Genomic DNA, 23707 nt, shown 5'->3' on the forward strand with positions numbered 1-23707 from the left:
GTCAGGACAGGGTCAGGAACAACGCCGACGTCCAGACCCTGGACTGATCCCGCTGACGTGCGCAGATGAACAACGGATGCTCACGACCCGGTTGCAGATTGAGTTGCGCCAGGTCGATCTGCCCCTGCAACTCGCGAGGCAGCGGCGCCGCGGTGGTTCGCTCAAGGGAGACTTTCAGTTCTGCCCCCGGCAACTCTTCGATCACCTGGGATTGCGCCAGCAGTTCTTCGCCAGACAGTTCCATCAATACCGTCGGCGCATGCACGTAGGGCTGCGGTTCGGACGGGTCGCCAACCTTGATGTAGTTGTCGATGCGGCTGCGAACCTGCAACGTCGCACCGGCCAGTTGCGACAGGTCGATTTCGATACTGTCGGTGTCGCCGTTGGTGTCGGTGCGAAAGGCCAGGGTCGTGGCGTCCTTGCGCCATACGGTTTGCTCCGGGTGATCGAGGCCCAAGGCGCGAAAGCCATTGATCACCGCCCCGGTGACCCGAACCTCGCCGGTCCAGTAAGCCCCGCGATAACGATCCTTGATCCGCGCGCCGCCCAGGCGCAGTCGAATGCGTTGGTTGGAAAAGCCCAGTTCCTGATGCAGGTTGCGCGACCAGATCAGCGTCTCGCCATCAAACAGATCAACCTGCTCCCACCCCGCCTCGCCCAGTAATCGATAGTCCAGCGTGGCGTTCGAATCTGCCGTGAACACCTCGCCCATGAAATGCCGGCCCTGACGCAGGCTGGCAAACGAACGCTCGCCGGTGGTGGCAAACGTGCGCCGGGCACGCAGCGCCTTGCCGACACTGGCGCGGTCGAAGCCGTCGGCAACCACACCGGTCAACCCGCCGCGAGAACCGAACACCGCCGTGGCCGGCACCCCACCACCGCAACGGCCCTGGTGTTCATCGCTGTTCGCCGCGGCGCCCACCCGATAGCCACGCTGCAAGGCTTCGGCGTAGACCCAATGGAACTGGCCCCAGGCCGAGCCGACTTCGATCAAGCGTTCCAGCTCCGGGTGATGCCAGTCGAGGTTGCACCGACGCCCGCCGACATGGGGCATCATCAGGTGACCTTCCGGGTCTTTCGCATAAGCGGCGTACAACTCGTCCACCGGCCAGGCGCCCGGCTTTATGGTGCCGGCGGTGAACTCGTTCCACTCGAAGGAGCGCACCAGCCGCCCTTGGTTGTCGAAAGGAAACTCGGGCTTGCGATCATGCAGGAACACCACGTTGCGGTCGCCGCCGGCGCAGGAGTTGCCGCACCACTCGGTGCCGGGGTAACAGACGAAGCGGCCCGGCTCGTTGAGTTCATGGATCAGCTTCACCGCCTGATCCCAGCGTTGCTCGGTGATATTAAAGTCGTTGGCGGTGTAGCCGAGCACATCGAGGCCGGCGACATCGCGACCGTAACTGAGGTTGTACAGCGTGTCATTGGTGCCCACGGTGTCATCGGAGTGCACATGCAGGTCGGCGTACAGCGGACGCAATGCCGCGCCCGCCGGGTCGACGGTGACGGAGGCCTGGGCGCCACGCACGCCAGGCGTCTCTACCTCGGCGGACAAGCGCCACTCGCCAACCGCGCCGAGATCAAAACCTTCGAGCCGCACCGTCGCCCAGCCTTCATTGGCTAGGGTGAACGGTTGTTGGCGCTCGCCGCCTTCAGGATCAACCAGGGTCAAGACACCGTTGAGCGGCAAGTTGCGGCAGGTGTTGCCCCAGGCATCGTCCACCCGCAGCAACACGTCGAACGCCTCGCCGGCGCTGACCAGTCGCGGCACAATCAACTGCACGCTTTGCGCTGGCCCCGGCACGATGTTCAACAACGGATCGCCGGGCACTTCGGCAAATTTCGAGCTGCCCAACGGGTCGATGAACAGCCGGAAGCGGAAGTCTTTCTCGACAAAACTCTGCACCCGCGTCCCCGCACCGCCCTGACGACGGTCGCCCAGGCGAATGGTGATTTTGTCGCCCGGGTTCAGATAGCCGTCGATGATGTCGATGATGATCGCTTTCTGGAACGGCCGTTCGTGGCCCTTCTGGTCGAAACGTACTTTCAGGTGCTGCACGGTGGCCTGGCTCTGGCCGGGGACCAACTCGCCCGCCTGATACTCGGCGCTGACGTAATTGGGCCCGGCCGGATTCGAGGTCTGGAACAGTGCCCAGTCGGAGTAGAACTTGAATGCCAATTTCAACCAGGCGCCGTCCGCCAGACCACTTCCACCGACCTCGTAGACCAGGGTGATTTCATCCCATTGCCCGGCAACCAGCGTGTCACGGTCACAGTCGATGCGACCGAGGAACGGGCGTTTCTTGTTGCGTTCGTAGAGACCTTGGGGGGCGATGTAATGCCCGGCTTCGCGGGGATCGAAAACGTTACTCACATGACACCTCATGCAGTGGATGAAAGGGGTTCAAAACACGCCCCGTAGCAGCTGTCGAGCAACGCGAGGCAGCGTCCGGCGGCGCAGCCGTCGTAAACCCTGCATACGCGGTCTGCCTGACACACCGCATAGACTGATTTTGCGACGGCTTCGCCGCCGGACGCTGCCTCGCGTTGCTCGACAGCTGCTACTGGACGCGCCATTTCTGGTAGTGGCGCTCGATGCGCCGGAACACAAAACTCTCCATCAGCCAGGCAATCAGGCCGATCAACACGATGCCCAGCAGCACCTGGCTGCTGTTGCCGATCTGCCCGCCGGTGGAGACCATCCAGCCGATGCCCTGGGACGCGCCGATCATTTCGGCGGCGACCAAAGCGCGCCAACCCTGGCTGAAACCGATGCGCAAGGCCGCCGTCACGAAGGGCAATGAGGCCGGCAGATAAACGTGGGCCAGCAGTTGCCAGGGATTGGCGCCCAAGGTGCGCGCCGCGCGGACTTCGCCGCCGCGAATGCTCTGCACGCCTTCCTGGATGGTCACCGCCATGGGGAACACCGCAGCGATGAAAATCACCAGCACGATGGAGACATAACCCAGGCCGAAAATGATCATGATCAACGGCGCCCAGGCGATCGGCGGAATGGCCATGAACAGGCTGTTGAGCGGCGAGATGAAATCGCGAAAGCGCGAAGACAAGCCACCGGCCGTGCCCAACAGAATCGCGACAACCACCGCAGCGCAGAAGCCGCCGATCTCTTCCAGCACGCTCGCCCGCAGGTGCTGCCACAGCGAACTGTCGCTGAGCCAGCGCAGCGCTTCGCGCGCGACATCCCAGGGCTGCGGCAGGATGTAAGTGGGAAAACGACTCGCCAGGGCGATCCAGATCAACAGCAAGAATGGCAGCGAAGCCCATCCCCAATTCGGTTTTGGCAAGGACATGACAGGCTCAGACTCAGCGCGAGGCTTTTTCCAGGTAGGAGGTATCCACGATCTGCTCGGTCTTGAGCGTGGTGTCGATAAAGCCCAGGTCGTGGGAGTAATTCATCAGGCGCTGGATGAACTGGATGTCCGCAGCCTGCAAATCAGCCGACCAGCCCAGTCTTGTCCGCGCCTGGGCGACGATGGTTTCCGGGGCAATGGTCTTGCCGTCGGGCCCTTGCACCGCTTCAAGCTTGAACGCCTCGGCGATGATGCGGTTCGACTCCTCGGGATGTTCATTGAGGAATGCGATGGCCTTGCGGTGCGCACGCAGCAGCTTGACCACGTCGTCCGGTCGCTCCTGCAGGGTTTTGGGTAGCGCGATCACCACGTACCACGGGTAATTCGGCAGCGCCTGATTGACGTCGAGCAAAATCCGGCTCGACCCGCGCAGCAACGATTGGCTGACAAAGGGCTCCCAGGAAAACGCCGCGTCGACAATGCCGCGCTCCAGCGCTGCGTTCATGTTGCCGGGAGGCATGTCGATGATGTCCAGGTCCTTGTCAGGGTTGAGCCCGGCCTTTTCTTTCAGCACATAGCCGCGCAACAGCACGTCCATGCCACTGCCCTTCTTGACCCCGGCGAGTTTCTTGCCCTTGAGCTGCTCAAGGCTGTTGATCGGACTTTTTGCGTCGACAATCACCGCCGCCTGACCGTAATTGACCTTGGCCAGAATCCGGCTTTGCAGGCCACGGGAGAACCATTGGTACACCGGCGGCGTGCCGACATAGGCCACGTCCAGCTCATTGGCAGCCAGTGCCTGCTGGATAACCGGACCATCGCCCAAGGCCTTGAGATCGACATTCAAGCCTTCATCACGGTAATAACCCTGTTTGTCGGCGATCAGCGCCGGAGCGTTGGCCATGGCGAAGACGTAACCCACACGCAAGGGCTTGTCTTCGGTGGCCACGGCGAATGTGCTGCTTGCCAATGCGGCAACAGACAAGGAAAGAGCAAGCAGCGAACGTTTGATCATGCGGTTAACTCGGGTTGACGGGTGGGGTTGGCGATGGCCTCGGACACTTCCATGACGTGGGAAATGCGCTCCATCAGTTCGTTGCGGTAATCGAGAAAGGCCGGCAGGCGACGGGTTTTCAGGTTCGAACGCGGGCGCGGCAGATGAATATCCAGTTCGCTATGGATGCCGCCCGGGGCGATGTTGAGCACGATGACCCGATCCGCGAGGAACACCGCTTCGTCGATGTCGTGGGTGATGAACAGCACCGTCTGGCCCAGTTCGGCCCAGATCCGCAGGGTCTCTTCATTCATGCTGTTGCGGCTGATGGCATCCAGCGCGGCGAAAGGCTCGTCCATCAGCAATACGCTGGGCTCCAATGCCAATGTCCTGGCCAGAGAGACGCGCTGCTGCATACCGCCCGAAAGCTGATGGGGCAAACGCTGCGCCGCGCTCTCCAGGCCGACCAGGCGCAAGTACTGCAATGCCTGCGCACGCTGTTGATCCTCGCTGAGCTGCGCCGTCATCCGCAGACCAAAACGCACGTTTTCCAGCGCGCTCAACCATGGAAACAACTGCGGCGCCTGGAACACATAGCCCAACTCCGAGCGCTCCGGCCGCACTGCGGTTTGGTTGATGCTGATCTGGCCGCTTTGCGGTTGTTGAAAACCCGACAACAGATTCAGCAGCGTGGTTTTCCCGCAGCCGGACGGCCCGAGGATCGCCACGAATTCACCGGGTTTCGCGTTCAGGCTGAAAGCGCTGAACACCCGATGCCCGTTGGGGTAGCTGAAGCTGATGTCATCGACCGTGAGGGCGTCGGCTTGCGGCGGTGCGTAAGGCAAGGATTCGGGCATGGCAAGTGTCGTCAGGTCGTTTACAATGGGAATGCCTGACATAATACGTATTAATACAAGTTGTCCCAATAACCTATTTTTATAACCTTAGAAGTGAAGGCGCACCGCCCCACTCCAGGGAACATGGAAGCCGACCGTGTCCACGTCCATTCTTCGCGACAGCAGCACCTCGCTTTACGAACAGATCGCCCATCGTTTGCTGGAAGAGATTCAGCGCGGCGACTTTGAACCCTCCGGCAAACTGCCGTCGGAAGCCGAACTGGGCGAACGCTTTGGAGTGAGCCGCGTCACGGTGCGCCTTGCGGTGGGCAAGCTGAGCGACGACGGCGTGGTGGAGCGCAAGCAAGGCAAAGGCACGTTCGTGGCGGCGAAACAGGTTCGGCACGGCCTGGATGCGTTGCGCAGTTTTCATGAAGCTTTGTTACTGCAAGGGCTCAAACCGAGCATGCAGGTCATCAGCCATACGCTGCAGCCCGTCCCGGAAGCTTTGCGCGGTTTGTTTGAAGCAGCGAGCGATTGCCTGCTGCTGGAGCGTCTGCATTTCGTTGATGACGAACCCATCGCCCTGGGCCGCAGCCATCTACCCGCCGAGTTGGCCAGCGTGGTCTGGACGGAGGTTGAACATCAACCGATCTACTCGATTCTGGAGTCGATCACCGGCCTGCCGGTCACCCGCGCCGACCTGGCGATCCGTGCGCAAGAAGCGGACAAAAGCCTGGCCGGCGCACTGCATGTCAAACGCGGCGCCGCGCTGTTGGTGATGGAACGCACCTCTTGGTTTGCGGATGGCCGCTGCTGCGACCGCACCACTTTCTATATCCGCCCGGAACGCTACGCCTTCGTGCTCAGCGGGGTGTTCAAATCCGCCAGTGGCCGATAGATCGGCCAGTTGCGATCACGCCGTTATGCACCTACCGCATGCAAAGGCTGGCTGACGGTAGCCGCTTGCACAGCGCGCGCCGCACTGTGGCGATTGACCGGCACCGGTAACCCCAGATGCCCACGCAACGTACTGTGGCTGTACTCGCTGCGGAACAGGCCGCGCTCACGCAGCAACGGCAGGACTTCGTTGGCGAATCGGGCAAACTCCCCTGGCGCACCGACGCGAATGTTGAACCCGTCGACCGCCCCTTCGACAAACCAGCGCTCGATCTCGTCGGCCACGGTTTTTGGCGAGCCGACAAAATTCGAAAACGGAGAGGCAAAGCGCAAGGCTGCCTGACGCAGGGTCAGCCCCTGCTCACGAGCCACCTGTTTGATGTGTTCGGCATGACCGCGATAACCGTTGCTGCCCAGCTCACCCAGCTCCGGGAACGGTTCGTCGAGCGGGTATTGGGAGAAGTCGTGATAGTTGAACGGCCGCCCGAGTTGCACCAGCGCCTTGTTCAGGTCCAGTTCACCGTGGCGTTCGCGATCGATGGCTTGGGCCTGCTCGTCGGTGTCGGCAATGATCGGCGCGATGCCCGGCAGAATCGTGACGTGATCGGGGTTGCGACCGGCCGCAGCGGTGCGCTGTTTGATGTCCCGATAGTAAGCGCGGGCATCCTCGAAATTGTCCACGCCGGCGAAAATCCCCTCGGCAAAGTTCGCCGCCAGGTTGCGCCCGGACTCGGAAATCCCGGCCTGGAAAATCACCGGTTGGCCCTGGGGCGAACGGGCGATGTTCAATGGCCCGGTCACGGAAAAGAATTCGCCCTGATGATCGAGACGGTGCTGACGTTGCGGGTCGAGAAACACCCCGCTCTGCTTGTCGCGTACAAACGCATCGTCTTCGTAGGAATCCCACAACCCTTGCACCACTTGCAGATGCTCACCGGCCCGGCGATAGCGCTCGGTATGGTCGATGTGCTGCTCGCGCCCGAAATTCCCGGCGGCGCCTTCGAGCCCGGTGGTCACCACGTTCCAGCCGGCCCGACCGCCGCTGATCAGGTCCAGCGAGGCAAATTGCCGGGCCACGTTGAACGGTTCGGTATAGGACGTCGTCAGCGTGGCAACAAGCCCGATCTTCGACGTCGCCCCCGCGACGGCGGACAGCAATGTCAGCGGTTCCAGGCGATTCAGATAATGCGGCGCCGAATCCGGCGTGATGTACGGGCTGTCGACAATGAAGATCAAGTCAAACTTCGCCGCCTCGGCCTGTTGCGCCTGCTGGCGATACCAGTCGATATCGATGCTCGCATCGCCGGGTATTTCCGGGTGCAGCCATTCGTTCTGGGCAGTACCGACGCCGGTGAGAATGGCGCCGAATTTGAGTTGTCGTGGTGAAGTGGACATCTGGATATTCCCCCGGAGATGGCAGCTCTGCTGGCCGTTGAAGGACGACCTTAGGCGTTGGGAATACGCTTGTGAAATGCTTTGTTGATCTATCCTAATTATGAAAAACAATGATCATAACTATTTTCTATATTTAACTATTGCATATAAACACATCAAACCTGTGGGAGCGGGCTTGTGTGGCGAGGGGGCTTGCCCCCGTTCGGCTGCGAAGCAGTCGTGAACAATTCACTCCGTTTGCCTGACATATCACAGCTGCAGGTTTTGGGGCCGCTTCGCGACCCAACGGGGTGATGCGGCATTCCGACGAGCCCCCTCGCCACACAAGCCCGCTCCCACATGGGATGTATATCGCTTCGCAAAGCGTGCTCGACTCAAGCAAACCTTGATCAGGCAAAAAAAAATGGACCTGTTTTCACAGATCCATTTTTAAAGCCTGGGGCGAATTACTTCGGTTGCGCCACCGTGCGCAGATACGGTTTCACCGTCCTGAAGCCGTCCGGGTATTTCTTGCGCGCGTCTTCGTCGGAAACCGACGTCGGGATGATCACGTCTTCGCCCGGACGCCAGTTCACCGGCGTGGCGACGGTGTGCTTGGCGTTCAATTGCAGGGCGTCGAGCAGCCGCAGCACTTCATCGAAATTGCGCCCGGCGCTCATCGGGTAGATCAACATCGCCTTGACCTTCTTGTCCGGGCCGATGATGAACACCGAGCGCACGGTGGCGTTGTCCACTGCGGTCCGATTACCGCCGCTGGCGTTCGGATGAATCATGTCGTAGAGCTTGGCCACCACCAGGTTTTCGTCGCCGATCATGGGATAGTTGACCGCATGTCCCTGGGTTTCTTCGATGTCCTTGGCCCAGCTCGCATGATTGCTGACCGGGTCGACGCTGAGCCCGACCACCTTGGTATTGCGCTTGTCGAACTCAGGCTTGAGGCCGGCCATGTAACCGAGTTCAGTGGTGCACACCGGGGTGAAGTCCTTGGGGTGCGAGAACAGAATCGCCCACTTGTCGCCGATCCACTCGTGGAAATGCAGGGTGCCTTCGGTGCTTTCAACGGTAAAGTCCGGTGCTTCGTCGCCTATGCGGATTGCCATGTGCGTTCTCCTTACTGTGGGTTCAGAGGGAAGTTCAACGGCGTTCAGGAACTGCGTTGAACCTGTCGACGCGAGACAGTATAGGAGACGGTTCAAGACATGCCGGTTACCGTTGGATTGCCGGTAACAGGGGCGCGAGGCAGTGCGCGCTTATGCGCTGTTTTCAGGTAAGCGCCCTCAATGATCTGCCGTGCCTGCGGCGATACCGTTTCGCCCATCAGGTAGGCATCGATCTCCTCGTAAGTGCAGCCGTACGCGGCTTCATCCAGTTTGCCCGGCGCCAGGTCTTCGAGGTCCGCCGTCGGTGCCTTGCGCACCAGGTAAGCCGGCGCGCCCAGGCCATCGGCCAGCAGCCGCACTTGGGTCTTGGTCAGGCCCGACAGCGGCGCCAGGTCGCAGGCTCCGTCGCCGAATTTGGTAAAGAACCCCATCAACGCTTCCGCGCCGTGATCGGTGCCGACCACGAGGCCGTTGCTGAAGTTGGCAATGGCGTATTGCGCCAGCATCCGGGCCCGGGCCTTGACGTTGCCTTTGGCAAAATCGACGAGTTCGGCGCTGGGCTGCAAGCCGCCGATGGCGATGCTCGCCATCAGTCCGTCAACGCACGCGGCGATATTGCTGGTGGTGATCAAGTCCGGCCGGATGAAATCCAGGGAAGCCTGGGCGTCGCGCTCGTCAGCCTGAGTCTTGTAAGGCAGGCGCACAGCGATAAAGCGCGCGTCATAGTCGTCGTCGCGCAGTTGCTCCACGGCCAACTGGCACAGGCGCCCAGCCGTGAGCGAGTCGACGCCGCCGCTGATACCAAGTACCAGCGCTTTGCATCCGGAGTCGCGCAACACCTGTTTGATAAAGTCGATACGTCGGGTGATTTCCGCGGCCTCGCCACCCAATGCAAGTTGACGGTTGATGCCTAATTCCCGAGCGATGATGTCTTGCCGTTGCGTAGTCATATCAGGCTCCCAATTGTGGATTAATCATCGTGACGTTGAACACCTGGGCCGCGTAGCGCAGGAACGAGGCGTCTTCGCAGACGTTTTTGATCGGGTCGTCGGAGAACTTCACCACCGGCTCACCGTGAACCCGTACCAGTTTCATCACGATGCTCAGCGGTTCGACACCTTCGACATCGCACGCCAGGCTGGTGCCCATGCCGAACCCGAATTTGGCCTTGCCGCGAACGTGGCGCAGGATCGGCAGGCATTTTTCGAAGTTCAGGCCGTCGGAGAACATCAAGTCCTTGGTACGCGGGTCGATGCCCAGTTCCTTGTAACGCGCCAGTACCTTGTCGGCCCAGACAATCGGGTCACCGGAGTCCTGGCGCAGACCGTCGTAGAGCTTGGCGAAGTACAGGTCGAAATCCTTGAGAAAGAAATCGGTGCTGATGCAATCGGTCAGTGCGATACCGAGCCGGCCACGGTACTCGTGCACCCAGTTTTCCAAGGCGGCGTTCTGGCTCTCGCGCAACCGCCCGAGTTGCTGGTGCACCATCAGCCATTGGTGGGCCATGGTGCCGATCAGTGGCAAGTCGAACTCATACGCCAGGTGAGCATTGCTGGTGCCGACAAACACACCGGGGAAATCACTGCGCATCACGTTCACCACTTCGCGCTGGGCCCGGAAAGACAGGCGCCGGCGGGTCGAGAAGTCCGAGACACGCAACTCGGCGAGTTCTTCACGACTGGCGTTTTTCTCCAGCCATTCGAACTTCTGGTACAGCTGGCGAGTGACGTCGGCCAGTTCGACTTCGGGGTACTTCTCGCGGTTGCGCAACTCGCTGACCATCGCCAGCACCGGCTGCTCGAACATGATGCAATGCAGCATCGGGCCGCGAACGCGGATGTTCAGTTGACCGTCGATTTCCGAGACATGGATGTAGCGCAGATTGAAGCGGAACAGCCCCAGAAACTGTTCGAAGTCCGGTGTCAGGTACTCGCGGAAACGCTTGTTGAACAGGAACCGCTGTTCACCTTCGCGCAATTGCAGTCCGGCGAGCTTCTCCAGCTCTTCGCGAATCTGCGGGATCAAGTGCCCGAGCCGCTCTTTGGAGCGCACGATGAACTGGTATTCCACTTCGACATTCGGGTGTTGGTGCAAGACTGCCTGCATCATGGTGAAGGTGTAGTAATCGGTGTCCAGAAGACTCTGGATCACACCATTGCCTGAATCGAATGCACTGTCCATGTTGATATCCTTATGCGCTTGCCCATTGGGCGGTGGCTTCGCGAGTCGCGGCAACCGCGATGCCCGCCTGTTGCATGTCTTGAATAGCCTGGGTGGCGCCCTCCTCGTTGATGGCCCGACAGGCCGGGAGATGCACGATCACTTTGAAACCGGCGGCCGCGAGTTGCAGCGCAGTGGTCTTGACGCAGAAATCCAGGGCCAGGCCACCGACGATGACCTGCTGCACATCCCGGCTTCTCAGGTATTCGATGACGCCGGTAGACAACTTGCCGTGCAGGTCGTGGTAACAGGCGCCGTAGGGGTGAAGGTCCGGCTCGACGCCCTTCCACACGAAGTAGTCGTAGTCGTAAGGGCTCGGCAACTCGTCCAGCAAACCAAAGCCTTCAGTGCCGGGAACACAATGGCTGACCCACGTCACGTCGGCGTGCTCAAGACCGGTCGGCTGAAGCATTTGCGAGTGCTGCGCAACCACCCAAGGGGCGTGCGGTGAATGTGCATCCTTGCTGCCGACACGCAGGCTACCAAGGGACGCCATGAAGTTCAGCTCGCCGCCAATCTGGTCCCCTCCGGTGACAGGAAGTTCATCAGGGCACAACGGCGTGAAGCTCTTTTGTGCATCAACATCGAAGGAAGCGGTTTTCACGGTCAGGCTGTTCATGTCGTGTCTCTCCTTTGCATGGATCGAACGGTACACGTCATGTACTTACAAGACAAGCCGCTTTCTGAAAATAATTTCGACCAACAATCTTTATGCGTAGGAAAAGAAAGAATGGCGCAGTGTTTCGCCTGAAGAAATTTTGATGATAAGGTACACGTCATGTACCAAACAGGAAGATCAGCCATGTTTGAGATTGCCCTTTATGGCGGCGCCTTCAATCCGCCGCACGCCGGTCATGTCCAGGCGATGATCGAGGCATCAACCCAGGCCCGACGTGTATGGGTCGCCCCAAGCTTCAGGCACCCCTACGGCAAACGCATGGCCGATTACGCGCTTCGCCTGGAATGGCTGGAATCGATCGTTGAGCATGTGCAGCCGCTGTGCCAAGCCGAACTGTGTGCGAGTCGAGTCGAGCAAGAGGTGGCGCGCAGCGTCGAAGGACCGATCTACAGCTACACCCTGCTCGCCCACCTCGCTGACAGCCTGGCCCTGGATGGCAAACAGATTGCGCTGGTGGTGGGTCAGGACGTGGCACGGCTGTTACCCACGTTCTATCGCGGCGCGCAATTGCTGGAGCGTTTTTCCATCCTCTGCGTGGAGGAAAAAATCCAGGTCCACAGCACGCAAATACGCGAACGCCTGGCCTTGGGCGAGTCACTGCCCAGTCAATGGCTGGCGCCGGGCATGAACCCGGTAAACTACGACCTCTACGCTGCTCACGGAAACTGACATGCCAGACCGCATCGCCCACACCAGTGCCTACCTGCACACCATCGACCTCTGCGTCTTGCGCTACTGCCGGCAAACCCAGGCGCTTGAAATTCTCTTGAACCGGCGCGAAGCCGAGCCGTTCGCCGGCCATTGGGCGCTGCCCGGCATTGTGGTCAATGGCGGAGTCGAAGACCTGACACTGGGCGATGCCGTCGAGCGTTTGCGCCAGTCGAACAAGGTCGGCATGCCGCTGGCGTGGATTGAACAGGTCGGCACCGTCGGCGATGCGTTCCGCGATCCACGCTGCTGGTCGTCATCCACGTTCTATCTCGCCATCGTCAGCCAAGACGTACAGCTCGCAGAGCATCAGAAGTTTTTTACGCTCAAGGATGTGGCGGACGCCTCGACGAAACTGCCGTTCGACCACAACAGCCTGGTGGCCGCCGTGCAGGAGCGACTGCTGTCGAAAGCCCTCTACAGCAGCCTGCCGCTGATGTTCCTCGGCAGTGAATTCAGCGCGCCGGAAGCGGTGAACATCTTCTCGCTGGTGCTCGAGCGCCCCGTACTCAAGACCAGCATTCGTCAGCGTTTGTTGAAAATGGCCGAGGCTGGCTACTTAAAGGAAACCGGGCGCAAAAAGAGCGGTGACGGCGGCCGCCCGCAAGCCACCCTGGAAAATCTCAAGCCTGCCAGCCTGTACCTGTTTGATCGAAGTTTTCTGGAGTGAGTTTCGTCAACAGGCGTATCTAACGTTAATCCCCGGTGGCCTGCCGATACTGACGCGGCGTAAACCCGGTCAACGCCTTGAACTGGCGGGTGAACGCACTGTGGTCGGTGTAGCCACACTGCAACGCGACTTCGGTGATGGGAATGTCGGTGTGCAGCAGACGATGCGCGTGTTCCAGGCGGACCTTTTGAATCATCTGCCGTGGCGTCAGGTGGAACACCCGCTTGCAATACCTTTCGAGTTGCGCCACGGAAATGCCGGCAATCCGCGTCAGTTCGGCCAAGGTGACACGACGATTGAAATGCGTGCGAATGTAGTCATCCACGGCCGCCAGACGCTGGTACGCCGGGTGCGTGTCGCTGGCCGATTGCAAATCCACCGAGATGCCCGCCAGGCCTATGATTTCACCGTGGTGGTTGAACAGCGGTCGCTTGTGCGTCAGGCACCAACCGGGCTCGCGGCTGCCGTACAAGTGCAGCTCCAGCTGATCTTCCAGCACCAGTCCTTGCTCCAGCACCCGTCGATCCTGCTCGGTATAACCCGGCCCAAACTGTGCTGGAAAAACCTCGGCGCTGGTTTTTCCGAGCAGGGAATGCAGCTGTTTCAAGTTACAGCGCTGAACCAGCGCCCGGTTGGCCATGACGTAGCGCGCCTGGACGTCCTTGATAAAAATCGTCGCGTTCGGAATCACGTCCAGCATCGGCAACAGCGGTGCCACGCCGGCCAGTAATGCTTCGATGGTTTCGGGGCGATTCCCCTCGCTCCCCTGGCACAGCATCGCCAACGCGTTCTGCGTCATCCGTCTCACCCTCTCAATACCCGACCCGAGATTGCCCCGTCGCGGGGGCAGTGTCGAGCACTCCTGCATTGTGCTGATTTCGTCATCCGCACCCACTGAAAAGATCAATCGCTAGAGTGGCGCCAAGTCCAGGCTATGGCCATTGCCTGCGCACTCCTCAAGGATAGGTTTATGAAACTGGTTCATGTCATTGACTCTCACACTGGCGGCGAGCCGACGCGCCTTGTGATAAGTGGCTTTCCGCAATTGCCCGGCCAGACCATGGTCGAGAAACGCGATGCCCTGCGCGACCAGCATGACCACTGGCGGCGTGCCTGCCTGCTGGAACCACGCGGCAACGATGTATTGGTCGGCGCGCTGTATTGCGAGCCGGTGTCGCCGGACGCCACTTGCGGCGTGATCTTCTTCAACAACGCCGGCTACCTCGGCATGTGCGGTCACGGCACCATCGGCCTGGTCAACTCGCTGCATTACCTGGGGTATATCAAGCCCGGCGAGCACAAGATCGACACGCCCGTCGGCCCGGTCAGCGCCACGTTGCACGACGACGGCAAAGTGACGCTGCGCAATGTGCCCGCCTATCGCCACCGCCAACAGGTGCCGGTCGACGTTCCGGGACATGGCCGTGTGTACGGCGATATCGCCTGGGGCGGCAACTGGTTCTTCCTGGTGTCCGATCACGCAAAAGTGCTGCAACTCGACAACGTCGACGCCCTGACCGAATACACCTGGGCGATGCTCAAGGCCCTGGAAGCCCAAGGCATCCATGGCGAAGACGGCGCAGTCATCGACCATGTCGAGTTGTTCGCCGACGACGATCAGGCCGACAGCCGCAACTTTGTCATGTGTCCCGGCAAAGCCTACGACCGCTCGCCGTGCGGCACCGGCACCAGCGCCAAACTCGCGTGCCTGGCGGCGGATGGAAAACTTGCCGCCGGTGAGCCTTGGGTCCAGGCCAGCATCACCGACAGCCAGTTCATCGGCAGTTACGAATGGGAAGGCGAGCGTGTCCGCCCGTTCATTACCGGCCAGGCGTTCATGACCGCCGACAGCACACTGCTGATCGACGAACAGGATCCCTTCGCGTGGGGCATTTGAGCGACCACGCGGCACTTCCCTCTCAATAAATCTGGAGTGATCACCATGAGCGGTAACATTTTCACTGGCTGCATCCCTGCCCTGATGACCCCGTGCACCGCCGAACGCAAACCGGACTTTGACAAGTTGGTGGCGAAGGCTCGCGAGCTGATCGATATCGGCATGAGTGCAGTCGTGTACTGCGGCTCCATGGGCGACTGGCCGCTGCTGACCGAAGCCGAACGCCAGGAAGGCGTGGCACGCCTGGTGGCAGCGGGTGTTCCGACCATCGTCGGCACCGGCGCCGTGAACAGTCGCGAGGCGATTTCCCATGCGGCCCACGCCGCCAAAGTCGGCGCCCACGGTTTGATGGTAATCCCGCGCGTGCTGTCTCGTGGCGCCTCGGCCACCGCGCAAAAGGCCCACTTCGCCGCCATCCTGAATGCCGCGCCGAAGCTGCCGGCGGTGATCTACAACAGCCCTTACTACGGCTTCGCCACCCGCGCCGAGCTGTTCTTCGAACTGCGCCGCGAACACCCGAACCTGATCGGCTTCAAGGAGTTTGGCGGTGCCGCAGACCTGCGCTACGCCGCTGAAAACATCACCTCCCAGGACGATAACGTCACCCTGATGGTCGGTGTCGATACGCAAGTGGTGCATGGTTTCGTCAACTGCAACGCCACCGGCGCCATCACCGGCATCGGCAACGCCCTGCCGCGTGAAGTGCTGCAACTCGTGGCCCTGAGCAAGCAAGCAGCCAACGGTGATGCCAAGGCTCGTCGCCTGGCCCGGGAGCTGGAATCGGCGTTGTCGGTGTTGTCGTCGTTCGATGAAGGCTGCGATCTGGTGCTCTATTACAAGCACTTGATGGTGCTCAATGGTGACAAGGAATACACCCTGCACTTCAACGACACCGATGTGCTCAGCGCTGCCCAGCGTCGTTACGCCGAGAACCAATACGCGCTGTTCCGCCAATGGTACGAACACTGGTCGACCGAGCAAAACGATGTCTGATCGCGGCGCTGAGTATCCCGACATTGCGGTCATCGGCGCCGGCATCATCGGCGTCGCCTGCGCCTTGCGCCTGGCACGCCAGGGGCTGCGGGTGGTAGTCATCGATCAACAGGAACCCGGTCATGGCGCCTCGTTCGGCAATGCCGGGCACCTGGCCACCGAGCAGGTGTTTCCCATCGCGGACCTGTCGATCCTCAAGCGCCTGCCCGCGATGCTGATGGACCCGATGGGCCCGTTGCGCCTGGACTGGAAATACCTGCCTCGCGCCCTGCCCTGGTTTACGCGGCTGTTGCTGAACCTGCGCCCGGCGCCCTTCCAGCGCACCGTGGCTGGCATCCGCGCGCTCAACGAAAGCAGCCTTGGCGCCTGGCGTCGGTTGCTGGAGGACATCGCCCGTCCGGATTTGATGAGGGAGGACGGCTCATTGCTGGTGTTCGAGCGCGCCGACTCGCGTCAGGCAATCGAAGCACTGCAAGCACGCATGCGCCAGCAGGAAGTGCCCGTCGATTACTGGCAGGCCGAGACCGTAAGCGCCATGGCCCCGCAACTCAGCGAGCGGATACAGGGCGGATTGTTCTTCCCGAGCACCGGGCATTTTCTCGACCCCTTTCGCGTGGTTGGCGAACTGGTGCACGCCGCCAAAACCAACGGCGTGCAATTCCTCAAACAACAGGTCCAGGGCGGACACCTCAACGAGCACGGTGTCTCGCTGATCACCAACCAAGGCCGCCTCACCGCCCGCCGGGTCCTGATCGCTTGCGGCGCCCACTCGGCAAAACTCACCAAGGCGCTGACCGGCAAAAAAGTTCCGCTGGACACCGAGCGCGGTTATCACCTGATGTTGCCCCATGAACATGATCGCCTGCCGTTCGCCGTCACCTCGCTGGAACGCAAATTCATCATGACGCCGATGACCGAGGGCTTGAGATTGGCCGGCACCGTCGAATTCGCCGGTCTCGACAGCCCGCCGACCATGCAACGCGCCTGGCAATTGCATCGCCTGAGCCAAGGCTTGTTCAGCCGCGACCTGAGCGCGGAAGCCGCCACGCCATGGATGGGCTTTCGCCCGTCCTTGCCGGACTCCCTGCCGATCATCGACCGGGTGTGCGATGGCAAGGTGTTGCTCGCCTTTGGTCACCAGCATTTGGGGCTGACGCAGGCGGCGGTGACGGCTGAGCTGATTGCTCAAATCGCTGCGCCCGGGGCCACCAGCACATCCCATGAGTTGCCGGCTATCGGGCCTTACAGGCTGGATCGTTTTTGAGAAATACGCCGGTGATGTCTTCGGATTGCAAACTTCTGAATGGAGCTAAGCTCCATAGCTCGGATAAACATCAGGAGGATGCAGATATGCGATTGATTGCGACTGTAGCGGCCCGTAAAGAAGAACCGGAATGTGAAATCTGGGAAGACGATGATCTGCGAGTGTATTTTACCGCTGACGCCGATATTGACGCGGACGGGGCTAACGGGCAGAACGGCGAACTTGCCGCTTACAAACTGGGAGACTCGGGTAGCGATTATTTAGAAAACGGCGGCATGTACGAGAAGCATGGAAAGGTCTATAGCAGCGAAGATGACAACAGCATCGCGATACTCGACAAGCATGGTAATCCCACCATCTATGCAGGCGGCGTTGTTGGCTGCAAGACGACCTACAAGGATCCCCAAAAGGCTTCGACTGATCTTGACGCCTACGTCGATGCCGCAACCGTGCCCTATATCGCTGTTCCCGGCCTAATCGTGAGACTGACTAAAGGCGTTGTTATTGGTTGCCGGGCAAGAGCGACGTATAAGGGCAAATCGGTTGACTGTGTAGTGGCTGATACCAGCTCCGACAAAAAGGTAGGTGAACTCAGTATCGCTGCCGCCAAAGCGCTGGGCATCGCATCGAGTCCAAGAAACGGGGGAACAGATGACCCGAACATTTTGTATGAGCTATGGCCTGGCGTGCCAGCGCCTGGCTTTGTGTTGATCCCGTCTTAGAAAAAGTGTTACGCAGTACGCACAACCTTAATCCCCCGCCAGGAAAGCGCACGCCATGCAGCTCCAGCCGTTCAAGATCGCCATCCCCGACGCTGACATTGCCGATTTGCACCAGCGTCTGCGGCGCACCCGTTGGCTGGAGGCCATCGACGGCCAGGGTTGGAGCGAGGGCACGGAGCTGGGTTTTTTGCAGTCGTTGCTTGCGCACTGGGCCGAAAGTTTCGACTGGCGTGCCCAGGAAGCGCAGCTCAATCAATTGCCGCAATGCCTCGCCCAAATCGACGCACAAACGGTGCATTTCGTTCATCAACCCGGCACCGGACCCGCGCCGCTGCCGTTGATCCTGACCCACGGCTGGCCGGGTTCGTTCGTGGAGATGCAGCGCCTGATCCCCTTGCTCGCAGACCCGGCCAGCCATGGCGGCGACGCGGCGGATGCCTTCCATGTGGTGGTGCCGTCTCTGCCGGGTTTTGCGTTCTCGCCTGCGCCGAAACATAAAGGCGTCGGCCCGTATGAAGTGGCCGAATTGTGGGCGGCGCTGATGGCCGGGTTGGGTTATGAGCGATTTGGCGCTCAGGGCGGCGATCTGGGCGCTGGCGTCTCGACCTGGCTGGGGCGGCGTTTCCCTGAGCAGATCAGCGGGATTCATTTGAACTACGTGCCCGGTTCCTATCGCCCGCCATTGGGTCCTGACCAGCCACCGATCAGCGTCGAAGAACAAGCCTTTCTCGATCGTGGTGCAGCCTTTGCCGACGCCGAGGGTGCCTACGCCAAAGTCCACGGCACCAAGCCGCAGTCCCTGGCCATCGGCCTCAACGATTCGCCGGCTGGATTGGCGGCATGGATCGTCGAAAAATTCCAGGCGTGGACCGATGGCTCCGGCGATCTGCAACGCGCCGTGGCCCTCGACGCGCTGCTGACCAATATCAGCGTTTACTGGTTCACCGGCAGCATCGGTTCGTCGCTGCGACCGTATGTCGAAGGTCGCGCTCGTCCGCTGGCCTTTGCCGCTGGGGAACGGGTGCAACCGCCCACCGGCGTGGCGCTGTTCCCCGCCGAACTGCCGATGCCGCCGCGCAGTTGGGTCGAGCGCTGTTTCAACCTGCAGCGCTGGACCGCCATGCCCAAGGGCGGGCACTTCGCCGCGATGGAACAACCGCAGTTGCTGGCCGAGGATATCCGCGCGTTCTTTCGACCGCTGCGTTGATCTTAGAGGTTCGCCCACCGGCAATATTTGTCCGAGTGAAAAGCTGATTCGTTCGCTCGCTTCTAAATTAACGCAGCATTTCGCCCAAGCCCCCGAAATTGCCAGCAGAGCATTACCGGCCTCATCATCACCCCTGGCGTTCCACCTACCAGTTGCTACCTTTGCACTTGTCAGATGCATAGACTTTCAACTGCGTTGGAATCCAATCAGCAGCGTCGGCACGGACGTTGGTTGCAATGCTTTTCTCAGAGACCTCTTTCACAATGCTCCTGAGACACTATCAGATGTAGCAAAATGCAATTATTTTGCAATCATTTTGCCTCGACCTATACTCCGTTCAAACGCCTGCGCGCACTGGCTAATGGATGGTCCAGATGCTTAAAAATGTCGCACTATGGGTCGCTGTTGTCTCGCTGTCTGGCTGCTCGACTGACTCCCTGTTTGTTGGAACGTATACCCGCGTCGGAATCGATGCATCTCAGGACGGCGCCGGAGGGGGTATCGGTGTGAAGAACGTCGCGATGACGATCGCACCGACAAAGGCAAATGGTCAGGCCTATGACGTCCTCGGCACCACAGATGTCGACCTCGCATTTTCGAATCTTGTCCTCTCAGAAACTGTCGCCACCGGTGAGGCGGCGGTGTGTGCAAGCGGAAAAAGCAAGGTGACCGAACTAATAGCACTAGCAGAAAAAGCTACCAAGCCACAGGGTCCTCTGATCTTTGTGGCGTCGACATCATGGTCTCTTCTCGAAGTAAGTCTGGGTGAGGCGACTGGCCCTGGCATATCGTTCGGTTATCGGCGAACCGTTGGTATCCGCATGCCGATCAAGAACGAGACCATCGGTAGCACCTTTGCATCCGTCTCGATCAGCACTGTCGATAACGACCATGGGAGCACCGCCCCGAAGACAGAAATAGGTGGGACCCGCAGTGTTTATACATTCGCGACCGGAAAAGCGTCAGTGAATATGGCCCAGAAGTACGCCTCCAAAATCGCCAGCAACTCTCAGCATATCGGCTGCCCGGATTGAGGCTTCCCTTGGTGGCTTGCCTGGCACTTCAGTTGAGTGGGTGTGCAATAACCTATGTTGATGCAGAGGGAACCACGCACAGGATGGGATTGTTATCGACCACGGAGAAGAAAGGTCGCTGCTCCATTATGCGGACGATAACCACGGCCGGTGTGAGCCTGGACACTTCACCATCCACTGGCGGACTTAGTGTCGGTTACAGGAGTGTGACCCTCATCCAGGCCCCTATTGATGGAATGGTCGCATTTGAGACAGCGCCAGGTGGCCAGTTGGTTTCCTATGACGGAGCAAGCACCGCGTTGCCCAGCGGTCACGTTACCTGCAAGTAAAAGCGCCAATTTCAACGGTGGGCCACAAGGAGCATTCGTTTTGGACAGCAAAGAATCCATGAGCTCGGACATCGAAATCCGGAACAACACCGCTCTACCCCTCCGAACGATAGATAGGGGAGCCTTGCAAGTACTTGGAACGTTGCTGTTTATGCTCATGGCAATCGAACCAGCATTCGCTTTCGACGCCAAACGTCATTCGATCTACACCCTTCAAGCTGTTCAAGCCTACCGCGATTGCGCAGGTGTAAACCTGCCCTTCGATGCCGGTGCGGCTTTGGCTGCGGGCACAGAATCAGAAGACACCAGTTTGCTCACCATCGGTGAACGCGCGACGAACTGGCACTTTTACAATCGCGAAGACAAGCTGCGGCCAGGCTGGTTCGGGAGTCGCAATCTTGATGGGGTTTTTGCCAAGCGTACTCGGGCGCTGGAAGAGCTGATGCTGAGCCAAAAGCCAAGTCAGGATGACGTCTATGAGCTCGCGGGACGTGTATTGCATTACGTCCAGGATATGAGTGTACCGGCGCATGTCATACCAGTATTCCACGTCAAGTTACCGCTACTGGACCGTTCCGACCCGTTTGACAACTTCGAACGAAGAAAAGATTTACCCCCCTTCAGGCTGACACCGGCTGAGTGTCAGACGCTCAGTACCGAGATTGTGTCGAACAAAAGCTATCCAGCTACCCTCCTCGAAAATGCGGCCCAAGCGACTTTAAAAGCAATAGGTCAAGCCAACTCATCAGACACGCCCCAAAACTCCTGGGCAAGATACTGGTTCTATCCGGCACGTCAGGCGTCTGACGCACGTAAGGGATGGGGCGATTATGGTGACTGCGCATTCACACGCGGTTCTACAACTGCGGGTTGCAAAAGTGACGCCGAGCTAGACGCGTTATTTGAGCATCAGTATCGGCAAGCGCTGATGAACTCGGTCCGAATTTTGTTTTATGTCGACGAGCGACTCCAATCCAGCCAAAAAACTGCATCCACTCGCTGAGAGACTAAGAACGGAAAAATCGTCAAGGAGACAGTCACATGGCCGAACAAATAAGGCGTGAGGATGAACAAGCACAAACACTGACAGGACGATGGAGTTGGATCAGCAGGGTTGCATTGATCTGCTCAGCCGCAACTTTAGCGATCGTACTGGGTTGTGCTCCGATCACAGGGGGCATTGCAAACAAGGTTTATCCCAACCTGGCGCAACCCGAAGAAACCGAAGCACCGCCAACGTTTTCCACTTTCCCCCCATCCAACGCAACCGAAGCCATTATTGGCGGACGCGGACAGGGATTGAACTGTTCTATTCCGCAACCTCTCAAGAGCTTGGCTTTTGAGCGCAAGGTCGATGGAGCATCAGTAGGTCTGCGCTTCCGTCAGTCCTGCGTGATGCACGACTTTTGCTATCGACACGGTTACGCAACGTACGGCTATACGCAGGCGGATTGCGACACGATGCTGCAAGAGTCCGCTTATCGCCTGTGTCGACAAATCTATCGACCGGCATCGGATAGTCAGATCAAGAAAAAGCAAGGCGAAGACCGGGAAAATGAGCTGCAAAAGCGCAATGTTTATGATCAGTGCGAGACAGAAGCCAAGAAGGTTCTGCTTGGCGTGGTCCTGGGTGGAGCCGGTTCTTACAAACCTGCAGGTCACTCCACCTACTTTGAATACGATCCTATGCCGAATCGAGCCGATAATTATGTCGTTGGCCGCGCCCTCCCCCAAAGCGATATGGAAAACACGACAAGTGATCTAGGAGTCAGGACTTTCTTCATTAAGCGCAATACTGTGCAAATGCGCATATTGAAGTCCCAATCAGATGCGAGCGCTCAAGGAGGAAAGTTGCTTGCGCGATCGGTTCTCTTTCCAGAACGACGAATTGTCACGCCGCCGGTAATTACCGGGATGCCTGGAGTTGCCGGAGGGACCTTCTTCCCACCACTCGTATCGTTAGCCAGGGATTCATTTGGTGACACGAGCATGATGGTCATTGGTTTCGATACGACCCCATTGGACCCAGCACCGGGCCAACCTCCAACGCTTGCATTGACTACATGTTCCGGGGGTATTGATGGACCCTGTGCGAGTAAGGCGGACGCATCGATTCACAAATTTGCCATTGTAGAAGGCAAGCCTCTTCTAATATCCCTAACGCATCGGGGAACTTTCAATACAAAGGGCGCTGGAACGACGGTGAAGCTTGTCCAGAAGGAACTGATGAACGTTTCGCGGACGCGAAACGTGAATGATACACCGCTTGCTGTATCGCTCACCCAACCCGAAAGTCCAGAAGAGAGCGGAATTAGCACAAACGCTCCAAATGCTCGCCAGAACAATCAATCAAAGCTTCGGATGGACGATTACCCGTTAAATGGCACGACTGCCATGCAGAACAAGTATCGCTTTTTGCAGCATGATGTATTGCTTGAAAAGAATCATGAGGGGCAGACAACACATGCGTGGGTGCTGGGCCGTGGCGCTAAAGTCGAAACAGGTTTATCCGAAACGCCGGAGTTCACCACCGATGATTCTGGCAGTGAGTATGAATCTCGGCTGGTCGTGGCGAGGCAGGCATTGGGTAACAACAAATCCGGCGAGATCCAGCGCTTCATGTTGGACGCCCGGGAAACCGATGAACCGCTTTCGCTGATTCGTTTAGGACCTGTCAACGGTTCAGCGCTTACCGGGTTGGCCTGGACGGAATCAGATCTTAAGCGAATACAAAATAATCAGCCGCCGGTAGACCCACCACAACTCAAAATCTGGAGGGTACCTGCGACAGGAGCGATACCGGCTCCAAAACCACTGGTGCTTGCGCTCCCGCTTGCGGTCAAGGATGGGTACATTGACTTGCCGCCCATCTTTGCTCGTCTAAGTGAAAAAGACGCTCCCCTGTTGATCCTGACCAATATAAGCACTCCATCAGTACAAACCGATACGAGCGAACACGATCACCCCATAAAATCCGTGCCGACCAAACTTGATATCACATTTAGAATTGAAGGCCTGGAAAGCGGGAGTAACGACACATTAAAACTCGCGCCTTGGGAGCAATTTCGTTGCCAACTCGATCTGGATGCACAACTCAGATCCGATGAAGCCGAGACTCTAAGGACTCGTGCCTATCGAGCTGAAAGCAGAGACCATAAACAATTCAACAAACTGCAACCAGAGTCGCTTCCCGACGACGTGAGGAATCGTGGAGTATCAGATCTGGCTAATCGCTGGAGGATGAGCCAGTTGATAGCTTCAGAACGGCGACTCTCCGACCAAGGAAGCGCGCTTGCTCTGACCCTGGTGTTTAACGGATTTCCCGCACTCTCCTTCCAGACGCTACTGCGACCCACATCAGCTGGCCTCACATTTGACCGAGTTGTATCTCAACCCTCATTCCTGAAGTGCATGTCCTTGTGAGTGCTTGAACTGAGCCAAGGTTCTT

The 23707-nt window shown here is 59.1% G+C and carries 21 protein-coding genes; 11 read left to right on the forward strand and 10 right to left on the reverse strand.

Going from position 1 to position 23707, the window contains the following annotated elements; translation table 11 throughout:
• Position 1: 1 nt before the first annotated feature.
• From ACIOYV_RS06255 to ACIOYV_RS06270, 4 genes are all read right to left on the reverse strand, one after another.
• Positions 2 to 2374 carry a hypothetical protein gene (locus tag ACIOYV_RS06255; protein WP_401321863.1) on the reverse strand — a complete coding sequence of 791 codons (2373 nt, stop codon included), beginning with the start codon at positions 2372 to 2374 and terminating at the stop codon, positions 2 to 4.
• A 187-nt stretch (positions 2375 to 2561) separates the two neighbouring features.
• The gene (locus ACIOYV_RS06260) at positions 2562 to 3311 is read right to left on the reverse strand and encodes an ABC transporter permease (protein ID WP_401321865.1); all 750 of its coding nucleotides are present in this window, start codon (positions 3309 to 3311) and stop codon (positions 2562 to 2564) included.
• Positions 3312 to 3324: 13 nt separating this feature from the next.
• Positions 3325 to 4326: an ABC transporter substrate-binding protein gene (locus ACIOYV_RS06265; protein ID WP_401321868.1), complete on the reverse strand. Its 1002-nt coding sequence runs from the start codon at positions 4324 to 4326 to the stop codon at positions 3325 to 3327.
• A complete protein-coding gene (locus tag ACIOYV_RS06270; RefSeq protein WP_401321871.1) occupies positions 4323 to 5162 on the reverse strand; it encodes an ABC transporter ATP-binding protein in 840 nt (279 codons plus the stop codon). Before ACIOYV_RS06270 ends, ACIOYV_RS06265 begins: the two co-directional genes overlap by 4 nt.
• Before the next feature lie 136 nt (positions 5163 to 5298).
• On the opposite strand from ACIOYV_RS06270, the gene ACIOYV_RS06275 reads away from it, so the two are divergent.
• Complete coding sequence (locus tag ACIOYV_RS06275; RefSeq protein WP_401321873.1) at positions 5299 to 6042, forward strand: GntR family transcriptional regulator; 744 nt, start codon at positions 5299 to 5301, stop codon at positions 6040 to 6042.
• A 23-nt stretch (positions 6043 to 6065) separates the two neighbouring features.
• Here the strand turns inward: ACIOYV_RS06275 and ACIOYV_RS06280 are convergent, their stop codons facing one another.
• From ACIOYV_RS06280 to ACIOYV_RS06300, 5 genes are all read right to left on the reverse strand, one after another.
• Positions 6066 to 7436, reverse strand: coding sequence for an LLM class flavin-dependent oxidoreductase (locus ACIOYV_RS06280; RefSeq protein ID WP_401321875.1), 1371 nt, complete (start codon positions 7434 to 7436; stop codon positions 6066 to 6068).
• A 446-nt stretch (positions 7437 to 7882) separates the two neighbouring features.
• Positions 7883 to 8536: a peroxiredoxin gene (locus ACIOYV_RS06285; RefSeq protein WP_054050904.1), complete on the reverse strand. Its 654-nt coding sequence runs from the start codon at positions 8534 to 8536 to the stop codon at positions 7883 to 7885.
• Positions 8537 to 8628: 92 nt separating this feature from the next.
• Positions 8629 to 9486 carry an ammonia-dependent NAD(+) synthetase gene (gene nadE / locus ACIOYV_RS06290; protein ID WP_401321878.1) on the reverse strand — a complete coding sequence of 286 codons (858 nt, stop codon included), beginning with the start codon at positions 9484 to 9486 and terminating at the stop codon, positions 8629 to 8631.
• Position 9487: 1 nt separating this feature from the next.
• Positions 9488 to 10717: a nicotinate phosphoribosyltransferase gene (gene pncB, locus ACIOYV_RS06295; protein ID WP_054050900.1), complete on the reverse strand. Its 1230-nt coding sequence runs from the start codon at positions 10715 to 10717 to the stop codon at positions 9488 to 9490.
• Between the two features lie 10 nt (positions 10718 to 10727).
• Complete coding sequence (locus ACIOYV_RS06300; protein WP_401321881.1) at positions 10728 to 11375, reverse strand: nicotinamidase; 648 nt, start codon at positions 11373 to 11375, stop codon at positions 10728 to 10730.
• A gap of 183 nt (positions 11376 to 11558) precedes the next feature.
• On the opposite strand from ACIOYV_RS06300, the gene ACIOYV_RS06305 reads away from it, so the two are divergent.
• Positions 11559 to 12104: an adenylyltransferase/cytidyltransferase family protein gene (locus ACIOYV_RS06305; RefSeq protein WP_401321884.1), complete on the forward strand. Its 546-nt coding sequence runs from the start codon at positions 11559 to 11561 to the stop codon at positions 12102 to 12104.
• A 1-nt stretch (position 12105) separates the two neighbouring features.
• Entirely contained in the window at positions 12106 to 12813 is a 708-nt protein-coding gene (locus tag ACIOYV_RS06310) for an NUDIX hydrolase (RefSeq protein WP_401321886.1), read from the forward strand.
• Positions 12814 to 12838: 25 nt separating this feature from the next.
• Here the strand turns inward: ACIOYV_RS06310 and ACIOYV_RS06315 are convergent, their stop codons facing one another.
• The gene (locus ACIOYV_RS06315; RefSeq protein ID WP_401321888.1) at positions 12839 to 13612 is read right to left on the reverse strand and encodes a helix-turn-helix domain-containing protein; all 774 of its coding nucleotides are present in this window, start codon (positions 13610 to 13612) and stop codon (positions 12839 to 12841) included.
• A 171-nt stretch (positions 13613 to 13783) separates the two neighbouring features.
• Here ACIOYV_RS06315 and ACIOYV_RS06320 point away from each other — a divergent pair, with 171 nt between their 5' ends.
• From ACIOYV_RS06320 to ACIOYV_RS06355, 8 genes are all read left to right on the forward strand, one after another.
• Positions 13784 to 14710: a 4-hydroxyproline epimerase gene (locus tag ACIOYV_RS06320; RefSeq protein ID WP_401321891.1), complete on the forward strand. Its 927-nt coding sequence runs from the start codon at positions 13784 to 13786 to the stop codon at positions 14708 to 14710.
• Positions 14711 to 14755: 45 nt separating this feature from the next.
• Positions 14756 to 15703, forward strand: a complete 948-nt coding sequence (locus ACIOYV_RS06325; protein ID WP_054050870.1) for a dihydrodipicolinate synthase family protein — start codon at positions 14756 to 14758, stop codon at positions 15701 to 15703.
• Positions 15696 to 16967 carry an FAD-dependent oxidoreductase gene (locus ACIOYV_RS06330; protein ID WP_401321893.1) on the forward strand — a complete coding sequence of 424 codons (1272 nt, stop codon included), beginning with the start codon at positions 15696 to 15698 and terminating at the stop codon, positions 16965 to 16967. The genes ACIOYV_RS06325 and ACIOYV_RS06330 overlap by 8 nt, the downstream gene beginning before the upstream one ends.
• 86 nt (positions 16968 to 17053) lie before the next feature.
• The gene (locus tag ACIOYV_RS06335) at positions 17054 to 17689 is read left to right on the forward strand and encodes a hypothetical protein (protein WP_401321895.1); all 636 of its coding nucleotides are present in this window, start codon (positions 17054 to 17056) and stop codon (positions 17687 to 17689) included.
• Positions 17690 to 17744: 55 nt separating this feature from the next.
• Complete coding sequence (locus tag ACIOYV_RS06340; protein WP_401321898.1) at positions 17745 to 18896, forward strand: epoxide hydrolase family protein; 1152 nt, start codon at positions 17745 to 17747, stop codon at positions 18894 to 18896.
• Between the two features lie 374 nt (positions 18897 to 19270).
• Complete coding sequence (locus tag ACIOYV_RS06345) at positions 19271 to 19930, forward strand: hypothetical protein (RefSeq protein WP_401321900.1); 660 nt, start codon at positions 19271 to 19273, stop codon at positions 19928 to 19930.
• A gap of 369 nt (positions 19931 to 20299) precedes the next feature.
• Entirely contained in the window at positions 20300 to 21262 is a 963-nt protein-coding gene (locus ACIOYV_RS06350; protein WP_401321903.1) for a hypothetical protein, read from the forward strand.
• Between the two features lie 38 nt (positions 21263 to 21300).
• Positions 21301 to 23682 carry a hypothetical protein gene (locus tag ACIOYV_RS06355; protein ID WP_401321905.1) on the forward strand — a complete coding sequence of 794 codons (2382 nt, stop codon included), beginning with the start codon at positions 21301 to 21303 and terminating at the stop codon, positions 23680 to 23682.
• Positions 23683 to 23707 lie beyond the last annotated feature (25 nt).

This window comes from Pseudomonas sp. NPDC087342, from assembly GCF_044744265.1.
Lineage (GTDB): Bacteria > Pseudomonadota > Gammaproteobacteria > Pseudomonadales > Pseudomonadaceae > Aquipseudomonas > Aquipseudomonas nunensis.